Source organism: Peribacillus sp. NPDC096540 (assembly GCF_050278525.1).
Lineage (GTDB): Bacteria > Bacillota > Bacilli > Bacillales > DSM-1321 > Peribacillus.
In genome coordinates, this window is the sequence record NZ_JBNNTG010000035.1 from 1 (window position 1) to 17,267 (window position 17,267).

13 protein-coding genes and 1 riboswitch are annotated in these 17,267 nt (G+C 39.2%); of the genes, 5 read left to right on the forward strand and 8 right to left on the reverse strand.

The features are described from left to right. Window positions 1-160: 160 nt before the first annotated feature. The gene (gene metC / locus ACQKMR_RS23035) at window positions 161-1,342 is read right to left on the reverse strand and encodes a cystathionine beta-lyase (protein WP_427699368.1); all 1,182 of its coding nucleotides are present in this window, start codon (window positions 1,340-1,342) and stop codon (window positions 161-163) included. Next, window positions 1,339-2,451: a methionine biosynthesis PLP-dependent protein gene (locus ACQKMR_RS23040; protein WP_427699369.1), complete on the reverse strand. Its 1,113-nt coding sequence runs from the start codon at window positions 2,449-2,451 to the stop codon at window positions 1,339-1,341. Before ACQKMR_RS23040 ends, metC begins: the two co-directional genes overlap by 4 nt. An 85-nt stretch (window positions 2,452-2,536) precedes the next feature. After that, window positions 2,537-2,650, reverse strand: a riboswitch (SAM riboswitch). Window positions 2,651-3,009: 359 nt separating this feature from the next. Here ACQKMR_RS23040 and fumC point away from each other — a divergent pair. Beyond that, a complete protein-coding gene (gene fumC / locus ACQKMR_RS23045) occupies window positions 3,010-4,392 on the forward strand; it encodes a class II fumarate hydratase (RefSeq protein WP_427699370.1) in 1,383 nt (460 codons plus the stop codon). A 109-nt stretch (window positions 4,393-4,501) separates the two neighbouring features. Further along, window positions 4,502-4,744, forward strand: a complete 243-nt coding sequence (locus ACQKMR_RS23050) for a hypothetical protein (protein ID WP_427699371.1) — start codon at window positions 4,502-4,504, stop codon at window positions 4,742-4,744. 77 nt (window positions 4,745-4,821) lie between these two features. Here ACQKMR_RS23050 and ACQKMR_RS23055 read toward each other — a convergent pair whose 3' ends face one another. Together ACQKMR_RS23055 and ACQKMR_RS23060 are read right to left on the reverse strand one after the other, a co-directional pair. After that, entirely contained in the window at window positions 4,822-5,967 is a 1,146-nt protein-coding gene (locus ACQKMR_RS23055; protein ID WP_427699372.1) for an ABC transporter ATP-binding protein, read from the reverse strand. Between the two features lie 132 nt (window positions 5,968-6,099). Then, on the reverse strand, window positions 6,100-6,987 hold the full coding sequence (locus ACQKMR_RS23060; protein ID WP_427699373.1) for a PucR family transcriptional regulator: 888 nt from the start codon (window positions 6,985-6,987) through the stop codon (window positions 6,100-6,102). 654 nt (window positions 6,988-7,641) lie between these two features. On the opposite strand from ACQKMR_RS23060, the gene ACQKMR_RS23065 reads away from it, so the two are divergent. Then, window positions 7,642-10,050 (forward strand): penicillin acylase family protein, encoded by a 2,409-nt coding sequence (locus ACQKMR_RS23065; RefSeq protein WP_427699374.1) that lies wholly within the window; start codon window positions 7,642-7,644, stop codon window positions 10,048-10,050. 260 nt (window positions 10,051-10,310) lie between these two features. On the opposite strand, the gene ACQKMR_RS23070 is transcribed toward ACQKMR_RS23065, so the two are convergent. From ACQKMR_RS23070 to hppD, 4 genes are read right to left on the reverse strand one after another with little or no spacing between them, the layout of a single operon-like run. Then, a complete protein-coding gene (locus tag ACQKMR_RS23070; protein ID WP_427699375.1) occupies window positions 10,311-11,468 on the reverse strand; it encodes a homogentisate 1,2-dioxygenase in 1,158 nt (385 codons plus the stop codon). 45 nt (window positions 11,469-11,513) lie between these two features. Further along, on the reverse strand, window positions 11,514-12,806 hold the full coding sequence (gene fahA / locus ACQKMR_RS23075; protein ID WP_427699376.1) for a fumarylacetoacetase: 1,293 nt from the start codon (window positions 12,804-12,806) through the stop codon (window positions 11,514-11,516). Beyond that, a complete protein-coding gene (locus tag ACQKMR_RS23080) occupies window positions 12,803-13,747 on the reverse strand; it encodes a hypothetical protein (RefSeq protein WP_427699377.1) in 945 nt (314 codons plus the stop codon). The genes fahA and ACQKMR_RS23080 overlap by 4 nt, the downstream gene beginning before the upstream one ends. A 60-nt stretch (window positions 13,748-13,807) precedes the next feature. After that, window positions 13,808-14,929: a 4-hydroxyphenylpyruvate dioxygenase gene (gene hppD, locus ACQKMR_RS23085; RefSeq protein ID WP_427699378.1), complete on the reverse strand. Its 1,122-nt coding sequence runs from the start codon at window positions 14,927-14,929 to the stop codon at window positions 13,808-13,810. Window positions 14,930-15,170: 241 nt separating this feature from the next. Between hppD and ACQKMR_RS23090 the strand changes: the two genes are divergently transcribed. Together ACQKMR_RS23090 and ACQKMR_RS23095 are read left to right on the forward strand one after the other, a co-directional pair. Beyond that, a complete protein-coding gene (locus ACQKMR_RS23090) occupies window positions 15,171-15,416 on the forward strand; it encodes a DUF1450 domain-containing protein (protein WP_427699379.1) in 246 nt (81 codons plus the stop codon). A gap of 795 nt (window positions 15,417-16,211) precedes the next feature. After that, complete coding sequence (locus ACQKMR_RS23095) at window positions 16,212-16,910, forward strand: MBL fold metallo-hydrolase (RefSeq protein ID WP_427699380.1); 699 nt, start codon at window positions 16,212-16,214, stop codon at window positions 16,908-16,910. Window positions 16,911-17,267 lie beyond the last annotated feature (357 nt).

Here is a 17,267-nt window from a genome sequence, read left to right on the forward strand (position 1 = left end):
GACCCCGCAGGCGCAAGCCGAGGAGGCTCCCGGACCGCCCGCGGAAAGCGAGTGCCCTACGTTCCAATCAACGTTCAAATTGTACAAGCCATAAAGATTTTCATCGAGTTTGTCTACAGTCTGAAAGGGTTGCTCCAGGCACCCCTTTTTCTAATTTATTTTATTTCGCCGGAATAGCATGTTCTTTTGCACTTCTTACAAGAGCAGCGTCAAAGTCTTTAATTAAATCATCTGGATTCTCAAGACCGACAGAGAGACGAAGCAGGCTGTTGGTGATGCCTCGTTTTTCCCTTTCATCAGCAGGCATGGCAGCATGGGACATTTTTGCCGGGTAGGATAATATTGATTCCACTGCTCCAAGACTAACCGCAAAAACAGGAAGCTCGACAGTGTTGACAAATGAGCGGAAAATTTCTTCGCTTTCTAGTTCAAATGATAAAACTGCACCTGAACCAAGGGCCTGTCCTTCCTGGATTGCATGCTGTGGATGATCAGTAAGCCCAGGGTAATACACCTTTTTTACTAATGGCTGCTGTTTTAAGTAGTCAGCAATTTTTTCTGCTCCTTTTTGAGAATGTTCCATTCGTACAGACAAGGTTTTCAAACCTCTCATAACAAGCCAGGCATCCTGGACACCAAGTACCGCACCAAAGGAGTTTTGAAGGGAACCGAGTCTTTCAGCCAATTCAGGATCTTTTACGACAGCAAGACCAGCTACAACATCACTGTGTCCGGATAAAAACTTTGTCGCACTATGAAGGACAACATCCGCTCCTAAGTTCAGTGGTTTTTGTAGAGCTGGCGTCAAGAATGTATTATCGACAAAACTCAATGCGCCGACTTTTTTTGCAATATCACAGACTGCTTTAATATCGGTCACTTTAAGCAATGGATTTGATGGTGTTTCAATGTATATAGCTCTCGTATTAGGTTGAACGGCCGCTTTAACGCTTTCGAGGTCCGTCATATCAACGAAAGTATGCTCGATGTTGAAGCGGGTCAACACACTTGTAACCATCCGGAACGTTCCACCGTAAACATCTTCTGAGATGACGATATGGTCTCCAGCTGAAAGCAGAAGGAATGCAGTTGAAATGGCTGCCATACCTGATGAAAAGGCAAAACCGCGAGTACCTTCTTCAAGCTCAGCGATGATATCTTCAAGAGCTTCCCGTGTTGGATTTCCGCTCCTGCTGTAATCATACTTGCCGAATTGATCGATATCAGTTTGATGGAAAGTGGAAGCGTGCTGAATAGGGACGCTCACACCGCCTGTTGTCTGATCGAATTTATGCTGGTTATGAAGTAGTTTGGTTTCAAAACTGAAATCATGATTTGTCATCGTAGTGCCTCCCTTTTTACATGTGCAAATGCTTGTTGCAGGTCTTGAATTAAATCGTCGCTGTCTTCGATGCCAACCGAGAAGCGTAGTAGTCGATTACAAACCCCATTCGCTGTCCTAACTTCAAGAGGTATATCGGCATGTGTTTGTGTAGCCGGATAGGTGATGAAACTTTCAACGCCTCCAAGGCTTTCTGCAAATGAAATTAATGATAGTGATTGTAAAAATGGATTGACCGCTGCTTCATCAATAATACGGAAAGAAATCATACCACCTCTGCCCGGATACAAGACGTCCGTTACACATCCATGCTCGGATAAATAATCGACAAGGATTTTGGCGTTCTTTTCATGGCGTTCCATCCTTAGTGCCAGGGTTTTCATTCCGCGCATTAACAGCCATGAATCAAACGGGCTCAATACCGCTCCTGTACCATTATGATGGAAGGCAAGCGAATTACATAATTCCTCGCCTTTTGCTACGATTAGTCCGGCCAGAACATCATTATGACCACCGAGATACTTTGTAGCGCTATGGATCACAATATCGGCTCCAAGCATGATAGGCTGCTGTATAAGCGGTGTATAAAAAGTGTTATCAACAATCAACAGTAAATTAAATTGTTTGGCTAGTGCGGCAACAGCACTAATATCTGTTTGCTGCATTAGAGGGTTAGTAGGAGTTTCGATAAAGATGGCTTTTGTTTGAGGAGTAATAGCTTTTTCAATATCCTCTAAACAACAAGTGTTTACATAGTCACACTGTAAGCCCCATTTTTTAAAACCTTGTTCTAGCAAACGATATGTACCACCATATAGATCTTCGCTGACTATCCATGCATCGCCTGATTTAAATAAGGCTAGTATGGTGGAAATGGCAGCCATTCCTGAACTGCAGGCATATCCTTGGTCACCTCTTTCAAGGTTGGCGATGGATTGTTCTAAAAGTTGACGTGTTGGATTACCTGTCCTTGTGTAATCGAATCCAGTTGATTGGCCAATTCCTTCGTGGCGGAAAGCTGTCGAAAAGTAAACCGGCGGATTGACAGTTCCTGTCGCCGTTTCACTGCGATTACCTAGTTGAGCAAGATATGTTTCTGTTTTATACATAGTTTTCACTGCTCCTTTGTGTTTTATAAAATAAAAAAAAGTCTTCTTTAAGAAGAAGACTTGGGTAAGTATGTACGAGTCATTCTTCTTATCTTCCAAGTTCACAAACTTGTGGAATTAGCACCTTTTCATTGGTTTGAAACAAATGAAGGTTGCTGAGGTGTCATCGGGCCATTCCCTATACCTCTCTCGATAAGAGTTTAGATTATTCAATTTCTTTTGAATTTACTATATATATAAAGTACTGTCAAGAACATTCTGGGAAAATATTGCTCGATAATCCTTTATTGGTTAATTGGGACTAGCGTTGTCAAAACATGATTGGTCCAATAAAAAAGCCCTAAATTATGTGGAAACCGATTGTATAAGGTGTAGGGATTCTTTAAAGACTTTGATTAATTAAATGGATTTCTCTGGAAAATAGGAAGGGTTTTGTTCTGTTTTTTTGCTTTAAAATAATAAAGTTTGTACAATATATAGAGAGAAATATAATACGTCATTATTCATTTCATATACATAAGGTTTTCGGTGGATAGTGCAAACATAGGAGGAGAACACATGGAATACAGAATCGAACGAGATACGATGGGTGAAGTGAAAGTTCCTGCTGATAAGTATTGGGGAGCACAAACCGAGAGAAGCCGTAACAACTTCAAAATCGGTAATGAAAAAATGCCGATTGAATTAGTCCGTGCGTTTGCATACGTAAAGCAAGCGGCAGCTAAAGTGAACTATGACCTTGGTGATCTTTCAGAAGTGAAAAAGAATGCCATCGTTAAAATTTGTGGCGAAATTCTGGAAGGTACACTTGATGAACATTTCCCACTTGTGGTCTGGCAAACAGGCAGCGGCACGCAAAGTAATATGAACGTGAATGAAGTGGTCGCTAACAAAGGGAATGAATGGTTAAAAGAAAACGGTGAATCCGAAACACTTCACCCGAATGATGATGTCAACAAGGCGCAAAGCTCTAATGACACATTCCCAACGGCTATGCATATTGCGGCCTATATGGAAGTTGCTGAAAAATTAGTACCGGCGATTAAAGTACTTCGTGATACTTTTTCAGCAAAAGAAAAAGAATTCTGGGACCTTGTGAAAATTGGACGTACACATCTTCAAGACGCAACACCACTAACTTTAGGCCAAGAAATCTCTGGTTGGAAAGCTATGCTTGATAAAGACTTGATGATGATTGAAGAAAGCAGTCAAAAACTGTTGAATCTAGCACTAGGAGGTACAGCTGTAGGTACTGGGATCAATACGAAAAAAGAATTTCCAGGACTTTCTGCAAAACAAATTGCGGCGGATACAGGACATTCTTTTGTCACATCGGATAACAAGTTCCATGCATTAACAAGTCATAACGAAATTGTTTACGCTCATGGTGCATTAAAAGCATTAGCAGCGGACTTAATGAAAATTGCGAATGATGTTAGATGGTTGGCAAGCGGCCCAAGAAGCGGAATTGGTGAAATCGCCATTCCTGAAAATGAGCCAGGCAGCTCTATCATGCCAGGTAAAGTCAATCCTACACAAAGTGAAGCGCTGACAATGATCGCTACACAAATCGTTGGTAACGATGCTACAATCGGCTTTGCAGCAAGCCAAGGTAACTTCGAATTGAACGTATTCAAACCAGTTATCATCTATAACTTCCTACAAACTGTTAAATTATTGACAGAAGGCATTCACTCTTTCAATAATAATTGTGCGGTAGGCATTACAGCGAATGAAGATAAAATCAAAGAAAATGTTGACCGTTCACTTATGCTAGTAACAGCATTGAACCCGCATATCGGTTATGAAAAAGCAGCTAAAATTGCCAAAACTGCATTCAAAGACAACTCTACATTAAAAGAAGCAGCGTTGAAATTGGATTTTTTGACTGAGGATGAATTTAAAGCATGGGTAGATCCTGCTAACATGGTTAATAAATAATTGCCTATGATCACCCTCCCGTTGTTTTCAGGGAGGGTGTTTTAAAGTGTTAAAACAATAGAATAAACAAATAATGAATATATAAGTTTCAAGAACAGGAGTGAATACAATGGCTTTATGCCCGCTTTGCAACGGCCTCAGAAAAATTCATATGAATTGCCCGGAATGTGGCAGTGATCTTGATGATAAAGGAAAATTCATGGATTATGCGGATGGATACAGTGCATACATGGATATAGACACACTTAAGCAAAATGATGGATACCCGCAATCGCTCCAAAACGATCAATGCCCACACATAATGAAATGTTCTAAATGTGGACATGATGAAGTGGTACTTGTGCAGGAATAGATATAATAGAGTTCCAACCCTAGTTGAATATACACATAAAGACCCATCCGTGAATGGGTCTTTATGTGTATAGAATTTTAATATGAAGGTAACTTTAGACCATTCTCCATCTGTGATTCTTCTTCAGAAAAAATGCGCTGCTCGGACTCTTTATCAAAGAAGTGGGCTTTATTCATGTCTAGGGCAAGTTCGATATTATCACCTGCTTGGATAATGTGATTTGCATCTACGCGTGCGACGAAGTCTTGATCAGCGAATGTCGAGTAGAGCATAATCTCGGCTCCCATAAGTTCGGCAACATCGATTTGAGCCGTGAATGTAGTGGTTGGGGCCTCCATGATGTAAGCTACCTCGTTATGAAAATCCTCCGGACGGATGCCAAGAATAATGTCTTTTCCGATATAGCCTTGATCACGCAGCGTATTCATTTTCAATTCGGGTACTTCAAGTGTTTGTTCTCCAATTTTAATGATGCCCTCTTTTAATGTTCCGGTAAAGAAGTTCATAGCTGGTGATCCGATAAATCCACCGACGAAGACATTCACGGGTTTCGCGTATACGTCTTTTGGTGCGCCGACCTGTTGAATTATACCGTCTTTCATAACAACAAGTCGTGTGGCCATGGTCATTGCTTCTGTTTGGTCATGAGTAACATAAATCGTTGTAGTGTTGAGTCGTTTATGTAGTTTTGCGATTTCAGCACGCATTTGGACCCTAAGTTTGGCGTCAAGATTTGATAATGGTTCATCCATTAAAAAAACTTTTGCGTCTCGTACTATTGCACGGCCGAGTGCCACACGCTGGCGCTGCCCACCTGAAAGGGCTTTCGGCTTCCTATTTAAAAGGTCTTCGAGACCAAGAATTTTTGCTGCGTCATTGACCCGCTGCTTGATTTCCATTTTTGGCGTTTTACGGAGCTTTAATCCAAATGCCATATTGTCATAGACGGACATATGAGGATATAAGGCGTAGTTCTGGAAAACCATCGCAATATCACGATCTTTCGGTGGGACATCATTGACCCGCTTACCGTCTATATATAAATCTCCTTGGGAAATGTCTTCAAGTCCGGCAATCATCCGTAGAGTCGTCGATTTTCCGCAACCGGATGGTCCCACGAAAACAATGAATTCTTTATCGGCCACGCTAAGGTTAAAATCTTTAACAGCTGTTACTTTTTTATCATAAATCTTAAATATATGATCTAATACTAACTCTGCCATGAAAAATCCTCCTTTTAAACTCCTAATTACTTGTACTAATTATCTATAGTCTAATCTATTAAATTGGAAAAAAGTATAGGCACACTGCACAAAAAAGGATAATAATCCCTTTGATGATTTTCCAAATAATAGTTAATCATGCAGCAAAATAATTAAGTAAGCAGCCAAGGCATGAGAAAAGTTTCTAATATCGAGTCCAGTTTTTTCAGTGAATTTATCTATTCTGTATTGAAGGCTGTTTCGATGTATATAAAGCTGCTTTGCAGCATAGGTTGCATTGGAATTGCACTCAATATACGTTTTAATCGTCTTAATTAGTTCAGTATCCTGTATGGTTTTGCCGAGTATTTCATTGATATACCAAGTTTTACTCGTTGCAGATTGGTCAATTATCAGTGAGTGAGGAATGATGTCGGCCAAATCAGTTACCTTTAAATCCGGCAAATGCAATTGTGCCAAGTCAAAACACTTTTTCTCCTGCTGTCTGTGATATTGAAGTTCATGGTTTACAGAGTGAAAGCGACCGGAAAACATTCGAGTCTTAACATAAAAATCACTCTCAAGCGTGGATGAAATAGCAAGCAGTTCTTTTTTTGATAATGACTCATCTGTCTCTGTTTCAATTAAAATACCTGCCGTTTCATTTTCCCATATCAAGACTGCATCCTTTGGGACAAATGCGAGGAAGGCATTTTCGAAATGGGAGTGTGAAAAATCAGCATGTGTCAGTTTAAAGTGGATAAAACGAACATTCTCCCAGCTTGTTAAAGGCAAGGATGCATTTGATTCGAATAAAAAAGTATTCCATGGTGAGTGAGGAAACGTGGTGATTTTATTTTGGAGTAATGAAGGAGCAAAGAGTAGTTCCAACAAACGGATTTCCTCAGTCGAAATTTCTGAACGGGGAATACCAATTGTGCTTCCAATATAGTCTTCAAACCAAATATATGCAGTAATGTTCTTCGTATCTTGTTTATTGGTAAGAGCGTTCGGGAATTTTTGTTTAAGATTTTCAAGCATCGTGTTCACCTTCTTTCTCTCTATCTCATTATAACGAAAAAGAATAAAGTGGAAAAGAAACAATGGTATTACAAGTTATTAGAAAAACAATAGGACAAGGACATTAATTTTAAAGCTATTTTATTAGTTTTTTTTGAAGTAATTATTCTATACATAAAATAACATCAATAAACCCAAGTGGGCACGGTGAAAATGGTCGGATGGCTGTTGTGGCTGTTATTAATGTAAGTTGTGAAACACACTGTTTTGATTTTCTTGCAGCTGTTCAAACATGATTCCTCATAAATGTTTCAAATTTCAGAGGCGGTCAAGTTATCGGCAAAACTTCTTTGACCAGTCAAGAAGACTGGAGAATTGCTTCCTATCTGAATATTATGAGCTATTTTCTCATCCCTCTCTTATTTCATAATAAGGATAATTTAGCTTTTGATTCTTCGGGATTTGCTATTTTACTATAATAAAGTATTCGCTGGAATGAAAGGAATACTCACATAACTAAAAGGATTTAGATCAAAAGTTGGATAGAGTATGATAAAAACTAATAATATATTACTTAAAATTCTAAATATTTAAATAATAACTTGAATTAGTATAACGTTAGGGTTATGATTCGTGATATAAGTGTTATGAAAAAGTGGAGGTGGAAATACAATTATGAAGACGAAGTGGCTAATATCAGTAATAACTCTATTTGTTTTCATTTTTCCTCAAAATCTAGTTTTTGCTGGGGAGGATAAGAATGAAGGGGTCAAAGTAGTGCGTGATAATTTTGGAGTACCCCATTTATATGCTAAAAATAAAAAAGATTTATATGAAGCGTATGGATATGTTATGGCAAAGGATCGTCTATTTCAGTTGGAAATGTTCCGTCGTGGAAATGAGGGGACCGTTTCAGAAATCTTTGGAGAAGATTATCTTTCAAAAGATGAGCAATCCAGAAGAGATGGATATAGTAATAAAGAAATTAAAAAAATGATTGACGGTCTTGATCGTCAGCCAAAAGAATTAATAGAAAAATTTGCTGAAGGCATTTCACGTTATGTAAATGAAGCTTTAAAAGATCCAGATGATGAGCTTTCGAAGGAATTTCATGAATATCAGTTTTTACCGCAAAAATGGACTTCAATAGATGTTGTCCGCGTTTATATGGTATCCATGACCTATTTTATGGATAATCACCAGGAGTTAAAAAACGCAGAGATACTAGCAAAGCTAGAGAGTAAATATGGGAAAGAAGTTTCGCAGAAAATGTTTGATGATTTAGTGTGGAAAAATGATTCTAGCGCTCCTACTAGCATTGTTAGCGAGCGGAAACCAAAAAGGGACTCGTCCTCTCAATCCCTTCAGATACTTTCTTCAGCTGTAATCAAAGCTTCTGAAAAAGTCGGGAAGGAAAGGGAGAATTTTGTCCAATCATCTGAAGAACTTGGATTACCATTAAAGATAGGCAGTAATGCCGCCATAGTCGGTTCCGAGAAATCTGCAACAGGAAATGCTTTATTATTTAGTGGACCACAAGTAGGTTTTGTTGCACCTGGATTTTTGTACGAGGTAGGTTTGCATGCGCCAGGTTTTGATATGGAAGGTTCAGGGTTCATAGGCTATCCCTTTATCATGTTCGGAGCCAACAATCACTTTGCTCTAAGTGCGACAGCTGGGTACGGAAATGTAACCGATATCTTTGAGGAGAAATTGAATGCGAAAAACTCTTCCCAGTATTTATACAAAGGTAAGTGGAGAGACATGGAGAAGAGGAAGGAATCTTTCACAATCAAAGGAGATAATGGAGAAAAGAAAACAGTAGAAAAGTTTTATTATCGGACAATACATGGTCCTGTAATTAGTAGAGATGAAACAAATAACGTGGCTTACAGTAAGTCATGGTCTTTCCGTGGAACTGAGGCCAAAAGCATGTCAGCTTACATGAAAGCGAATTGGGCAAGAAATTTAAAAGAATTTGAGAAGGCAGCTAGTGAATATACGATGTCTTTGAATTGGTATTATGCGGATAAGAAAGGTGATATAGCGTATTATCATGTTGGGAGATATCCAGTAAGAAACAGTAAAATTGATGAAAGAATCCCTACACCAGGAACAGGAGATTATGAGTGGGAAGGTTTTATTCCTTTTAAAGAGAACCCTCATGTAATCAATCCGAAGAATGGTTATGTAGTCAATTGGAACAATAAACCTTCTAAAGAGTGGGTAAATGGTGAATATAGTTTTTATTGGGGGGAGGATAATCGAGTCCAACAATATATCAATGGGATGGAAGCGAGAGGGAAAGTTACATTAGAAGATATTAATGAAATTAATTATACGGCAAGCTTTGCACAGCTTCGAGCAAATCTCTTTAAACCTCTATTGATTGATGTGTTGGACAAGAATAAATCAACCAACGGGAACTACCCTTATTTAATTGAAAAACTGGAAGAATGGAATAATCTAAAAGTAGACGAAAATAAAGATGGTTATTATGATGCAGGGATTGCGGCATTCTTTGATGAATGGTGGAACAATCTCCATGATAAACTCTTTATGGATGAATTGGAAGACTTCTATGGAATAACGAAAGAAATTACCGATCATCGCTACGGAGCTTCATTAGCATATAAAATATTAAGCAAGGAATCTACAAACTATAAATGGGTGAACGTAGATCAGGAAAAAATAATAATGGAAAGCACAAACGAAGTACTTGCTAAATTACAATCAGAAAAAGGGTTAAAAGCAGAAAAATGGCGTATGCCTATAAAAACCATGACTTTTGGTGAAAAATCATTGATTGGTATTCCGCACGGGTATGGCTCGACGACTCCAATTATTGAAATGAATCGTGGAAGTGAAAATTATTATATTGAGATGACTCCGAAAGGGCCGAGTGGCTTTAACATCACACCGCCTGGTCAAATTGGATTTGTAAAAAAAGATGGAACAATAAGTGATCACTATGATGACCAACTAGTTATGTTTGCCGAATGGAAATTCAAGCCATACTTATTTAACAAGAAAGATATTTATAAAGCAGCTAACAATGTAAGCACATTAAGTATGAGTAAGTAGAAAGTAACGATTTGAATATACTCTATCATTCAAGCATAAAGAGCTTATACTATTGATATGGTGACCTCGATTTTGAATCGGGGTCATTTTTGTAATCCCCACTTGTAACGACACTTTCAAAAGTAGGTAACAACCAAAACGCCGGGGTAAGGGAAAATCTTACTCCGGCATATATGAAGAATAAGGGGAGAATCAATTTATGGGTGATGGTCAATCATGTGCATTATAGATTCAGTTAGGTATATAGATATTATCAGCAATTATTTTGCCAGCCAGCTGCTCATATACTCCTTATCTTCTAAATCGTGAGCGTCCTTTACGATATACAGGGGACGGAAAGTATCGACCATGACTGCTAGTTCCTGCGTTTCTTTTTTACCTATACTTGCCTCAACTTTGCCTGGATGCGGCCCATGTGGCAAACCACTTGGATGAAGGGTAATAGAGCCCTTTTCAATACCTCGACGGCTCATGAAGTTACCATCAACATAGTATAGAACCTCATCACTGTCCACATTGCTGTGGACATAAGGAGCAGGGATGGCTTCTGGATGGTAATCATACATACGCGGTACAAATGAGCAGACAACATAATTATGCGCTTCGAACGTCTGATGTACTGGCGGTGGCTGATGAACGCGCCCTGTTATCGGTTCAAAATCATGAATACTGAACGCATAAGGAAAGAGGTAACCATCCCATCCTACCGCATCAAGCGGATGAAAATCATACGTATAGGATGTAATCATACCCTGTGCTCGCACCCGTATTTCAAATTCTCCTTTTTCATCTTTCGGCTCCAGTTTTTCTGGTGTCCGGAAATCACGCTCGCAAAAAGGTGAATGCTCAAGAAGTTGGCCAAATTCATTGCGATAGCGCTTTGGAGGAAGAATAGAGGAATTTGATTCAACAATGAAAAACCTAGCTTCCTTTGACTCTAAAACGACACGATATGTTGTGCCTATTGGAATGACAAGATAATCACCGGGTCCGAAACTTAAATCACCGAAAATACTTTCAATCTTGCCCGTGCCTTCATGAACAAACAACAATTCATCACCTTCACCGTTCCGATAAAAATAATCCATCTGCTTGTTAGGGCGTGCAACGCCAAGTGCTACATCATCGTTAGCCAGGAAAATTTTGCGGGCTTCTAGAAAATCACCGCCTACATTTGTATTCCAGGTCCGGAAATGACGATGTATTAACGCATCTTTTTCTTCAAGTTCATAATGAACATCACAAATTTTTACTGCTTTCTTAACTTGTGTTGGCTGATTGATATGATAAATGAGTGACTGAATACTCGAGAAACCTTTCGTGCCCATCAATTGCTCATAATATAGGCTTCCATCGTCCTTACGAAACTGAGTATGACGTTTATGGGGAATGCGGCCCATTTTAACATAATGTGTCATTGACTAAACTCCTTTTCCGTAGCTGTCATCTTTTGTATATAGGTGCTACTTCTTCACGTTTTGGGTACCTAAAATCTTTGCCTCTGAAAGGGCCGGCAAAACTTGACCGCTCACTTCACCAAAACCAATTCGATATCCTTCTCCTTGGCACCAGCCACTGATAGTCAACTTGTCTCCATCTTCAATCCAGCTTCGTTTACCACCGCTGTTAAGTTTAAGCGGTTCTGTGCCACGCCATGAAAGTTCAAGCAAGCTGCCACGTTCTTCACGGTTAGGACCGCTGATAGTACCAGATGCATGCATGTCACCAGGGCGTAGATTACATCCAGTAATGGTATGGTGAGCCACCTGTTGAGCAATCGACCAATACAGATAGCTAAAATTTGTATTCGTAATTTTGGTTGATTGTTCTGTGTTTTCTGGTGTCAAATGAACTTCAAGGTTAATATTGAATGCACCATCTTTTGTTTGCTGTAAGTATGGAAACGGCTCCGGTTCCTGCTGCGGCCCAGGTATGCGAAAAGGATCTAGTGCTTCTAGAGGCACAACCCAAGGTGAGATTGATGTAGCGAAATTCTTAGAATTAAATGGCCCAAGAGGCTGGTACTCCCATGCTTGAATATCACGTGCACTCCAGTCATTCACGAGAACTAGCCCGAAAACATGATCTTCAGCCTGATTAACTGGAATTGGTTCTCCAGGGCGGTTGCCAGGTCCAATAAACCAACCCATTTCAAGTTCGAAATCAAGCTGAATAGATGGACCAAATACTGGATCTGCATCTTTTGGTTTGCGCTGTCCCGAAGGGCGCCGCACCTTTGTACCACTTGGAACGATAGAACTGGACCGTCCATGATATCCGATCGGCAAGTGTGTCCAGTTTGGCATGAGTGCATTATCTTTACCTCTGAACATAGTCCCCACATTGGTCGCGTGCTCTCTTGAAGCATAGAAGTCTGTATAGTCTCCTATCTTTGCAGGAAGTAGCATCTCGACATCTTTCAATTGGTGGAACGCTTTTAAACGAAGTTCCTCATCATCACGTAAATCAGGCGTGTTCGCATCCAAAAGGTATTGTAATTTCGTGCGTACAGAAGTCCAGGCGGGACGGCCAAGTTCCATAAATAGATTGAGAGAAGAAGCGGAAAAGACATTCTTTTTTTCTGAACCTGTCCCGTTTAACAGCCCCGCATCGTCAATTACAGATAAATCAAGGACATATTCACCAATGGCTGTACCGGCACGCGGGCCTTTGTCTTTGAATTGAAAGATGCCATATGGCAAATTTTGAATCGGAAAATGTGATTCCGGTGTTGTTTCGATAAAAGAATATTTCATCGTGGTGCCTCCCCATTAAAAATAGTCAGTTCACCAAGTTCTTTACGCGGCTCATCAAAGCTACAGCTTCCGTAAGAAGCAGCGAAGACAGTGCGTGCTTCGTTGATTTCAGAAGAACTGATAGATAAACTGCGCCAAGAAAGTGTGTCAGGTGTAAATGTAAAGTGTTTTGGATCCTCATCCAGCAAAATGGTTTCAATGATTTTGCTATCTATTGAATGGCAGTAGGAAAGAAGGGCTGCCGTAAATACGTTAACAAAGCCATGCATTTTTGTTTCCACTTCATTTCGGTACTGACGGATTGGATGATGCAGACCCGCTGTGAATTTTAAAGTTAGTTTTCTTTTTCGGGATTCATGAATAACAATCGCTACTTGTTCGGCAGAAGGAAATAAATCCGATGTAATGCCGCCCATGCGCATTTTAATACCAATACTTTTCAAAGATTTTTGATTGATCAAGCGAATAGTATCCAATGTGTATGGAAGTTGATCAATCGTTCCTGCTATTTCACAATAAATCGGATAACTGGCTGTTTGTTTTTCGAGTTTCTCTAAGAACGAAGAATCAACTTTTTCTGGAAGCGGAACTTCGATCGCCTCAATGGTACCAGCTGTTTTAAATGTTTCTAAAAAAAGGTGAATATCTCCCATAGCCGTTTCAATTTCTAGGGGGTTCGTTAAAATAACAGATAATCGAAGTGGATATTGATCATTAAATTGATCTTTAAATGGTTCGAGTTCACTCAGTCGTGAAGCGGGAATAACAAATGGACCAAGCATCCAGCTGTTCGAATCATGAATATATGCATGATAATTTGAAATTGCTTCTGGAAGCGGAAGTGCACTTGGTGGAAACAGGCCTGCATAATCAATAAGTTCGGTCATAAAATGACTGAGCGCTTCCTCTTTCCACATTCCATTTACTTTTGTTAACAACAACCTCACACCTCCTAGAATAGGAGGCCATACTAGGTATTACGCCGGTATGGCCGGTTCATATTAAATATTTCCACGAAGTTCCTGTTCGCGTTCAATCGATTCAAACAATGCTTTAAAGTTTCCATCGCCAAAACCAAGTGCACCTTTACGCTGAATGACTTCGATAAACATAGTTGGACGGTCAACTAATGGTTTTGTGAAAATTTGGAGCAAGTACCCTTCATCATCACGGTCGACAAGGATATTAAGTTCTTGAAGTCGTTTCACATCTTCATCAATATCACCTACACGATTGGCGAGGTCTGCGTAATAAGTGTCAGGAGTCTTTAAAAACTCAACACCATTTTCTTTTAGTGTGGCCACTGTGGTGATGATATCGTTTGTTAAAAGGGCAAGATGCTGAACACCTTGACCATTATAGTAATCTAGGAATTCTTGAATTTGAGATTTGCGTTTTCCTACAGCAGGTTCATTGATCGGGAACTTAATACGTCCTGTTCCATTCATCATAACTTTTGACATTAGGGCTGAGTACTCGGTCGAAATATTTTCATCATCAAAATGTTTCAGAACAGTAAAACCGAATACTTTCTCATAATAATTTGTCCATTCGTCCATTACTTCCACATTACCAACAAGGTGGTCAACACCGATTAAGCCTGAAGGTTGAGCTCCAAAGTTGTCCTCACGAGCTTTAAAACCTGGTAGAAATCCACCTTTATAATCGATTGGCTCAACAAGCGTGTGAATCGTATCCCCATATGTGCCTAGGATTGCTTTTCTCACTTTGCCATTTTCATCTTCTTCCACCCATGGTTCTCGAAGAGCGATGCCGCCGCGTTCAATTGCACCAGCATATGTTTTTTCTAGGTCTTTTACGAGAAGGGCTATATCTTTTACTCCTTCGCCATGGGTTTTAATAAACTCGGCAACATCTGTGCTGTCTGATAGTGTGCCTGTTAAAATCAATCGGATGACGCCCTGTTCCATAACGTAAGATACACGGTCACGGGAGCCTGTTTCTAGTCCTTTATATGCTATCAGCTTGAATCCGAAAGCGTTTGCGTAATAATAAGCCGCCTGCTTTGCATTCCCAGTATAGATTTCTACGTAATGCACACTCTTAACCGGGAACAATTCCTCTTTTTTTGCTTTAGAAGATCCAACTGTTTTTTTAGTCATATTTACCGCTCCTTTATCATTTTTTTACACAAATAAGCGAAATTTTCTTAATTTTCTGCCTGTAATAGTTCACATCATAATACATAAAAATTCACCATGCAAATATGTGTTTTACCGCGGTTGACCATCGCGGTATCAACATTTTAACGCGATAAAACATATTTGCGTTTAGGTGTACTCTTGCACATTTTTTGTATATCTACTTAAAATGTTAGCAACAAAAATAAAAGGGGAATTAAATATGAAAATTAGTGTAAAGTTCTGCCCTAGTAACTTTGAAGATGAGTTGGAAACTATGAAAGATAAATTAATGGAGTGTAGCGGTCTAGAGGTTATTGAGGATAGATGCTTGCTGTATTGCGGACAATGTTTAATGCAGCCGTTTGCACTTGTGAATGGTGTAAACATTGTTGCAAACGATCCAGTTGAACTTCTCGAAAAAATTGAACAATATGTAGCTAGGCTTAAACAAGGAGATACTGTGTGAAAAACGAGAAAATGAAATGGATAATAATTGATTATTGCATTGATTGACAATATATCATTATAGTGTGATTTTCCGAGAAACATGCGAACCTTCAGAAAGCATCCATCTAAGTTAAAATATATGTAAAACCCAATATCAAATGCTGATATGATTGAAAAAATTTATAATCAAGGCCTGTTCCCAAAAAGGGAGCAGGCCTTGATTATTTTGGTTTGGTTTCTTATTTCATCCAAACTGGTTTTCCAAAGCCTGTAAAACTTGCTATCGATTACTTCTTCAAACTTGTCAGATTCAACTACTGATTTAATATCCTTAGCAAACTGAGAATCTACATCGTTTGTATTCACAGCGAACAACATTACGATAAATATCCGGCATTCTTGGTCGTTGTAAACAGCAATACTCCAAGAGGTAAACCAATTAGAAGGGCTACCGCAAGGGAAATTCCGACCATATAGATGGTTTCGAGAAAGGCTTTATTAAGGTCAGGAAATTATTGACGACGGAATCATACCACCTTTGATTCTACCGCAAGAAATACAACTGGTTTTTGCTAGGGTATTTTATTTACTTGTCAAAAGAATGAAGTGATATTACATTTATTGTAATAACTTTAGGGTAAATTGGATATTGAATTATTTTTATACAATTGATTAGGAGGGAAGCCATGCTAGAGATTAATACGATAAATGACGTGGTTTGTGTGCAAGGGACCCCTGAAAGAATCAAGTCGGGGATGAGTGTATATGTTTTTTAACAGATGGCCTATTGATTGATACGGGAGCCCAAATGTTATTGGAAGAACTTATCCCTTTCTATGAATCAGCCGACTTCGATCTAGTGGCGCTAACGCATTATCACGAGGACCATACTGGTGGAGCGGCCTGGATACAGGAACATAAAAAAGTTCCAATGTATATTCATCCGATGTCGATTGATGTTTGTGCGAAGGATGCTGAATATCCTGATTATCGCAAAACTTTTTGGGGAAAGAGAGACGCTTTCAAAGCTGAGCCGCTGGGGAAGGCAGTTCACTCCAGTACTCAAACATGGGAGCCAATTTTTACTCCTGGTCATGCTAAGGACCATATGGTGTATTTGAATCACAGTAATGGCATGCTTTTTTCAGGTGACCTATTCGTTACTCCAAAAACGAAGCTTGTTTTACGGGAAGAATCTGTACCGGACATCATCGATTCTATAAAAAGATTACTTCAATATGATTTTGAAGAAGTCTTTTGTTGTCATGCTGGGCATGTCCCAAATGGGAAGGAAATGTTCCAAAGAAAACTCGACTATTTGGAAAACCTGCGTGGTGAAATTTTGCACTTAAATAATCAAGGCTTGGCAGTTCATGAAATCCAGCAAATTGTTTTGCCGAATCAATACCCGCTTATCGAGATATCAGGCCACGAATGGGATTCGAAGCATATTATCACATCGATATTAAAAGAAAACGTGTTGATTAAAAAGGAGAATGAAGCGAAGTACTAATTAGTGAATCAGTGTAATGGAAGAAGAAATATCTCAAGAAATGCAGGAGGTGTTAAGCATTTCCATTTGAAATACAAAAGCACGCAATGTAATTTATGGGATAACGTTTTTTTGCATGCTAACAACTTCTTGCCACGAAGTTGTTTTTTTTTTTTATCCAAAAGGTATGTATAGAACAGGGTGTAAGTCCCGAGGAAGTGAGCGGTGTACTTCTGATCCATGGGATACAAACTACAAACATAAATTACAGAGTAGTTTTGCTATTGTAAATCGGTTTTAAGCAGCATATTTAAGTGGATTAGGAAATAATCCCTATTTTATAGTATGATAGTAAACGTGTAATAAACAAGATGCGAT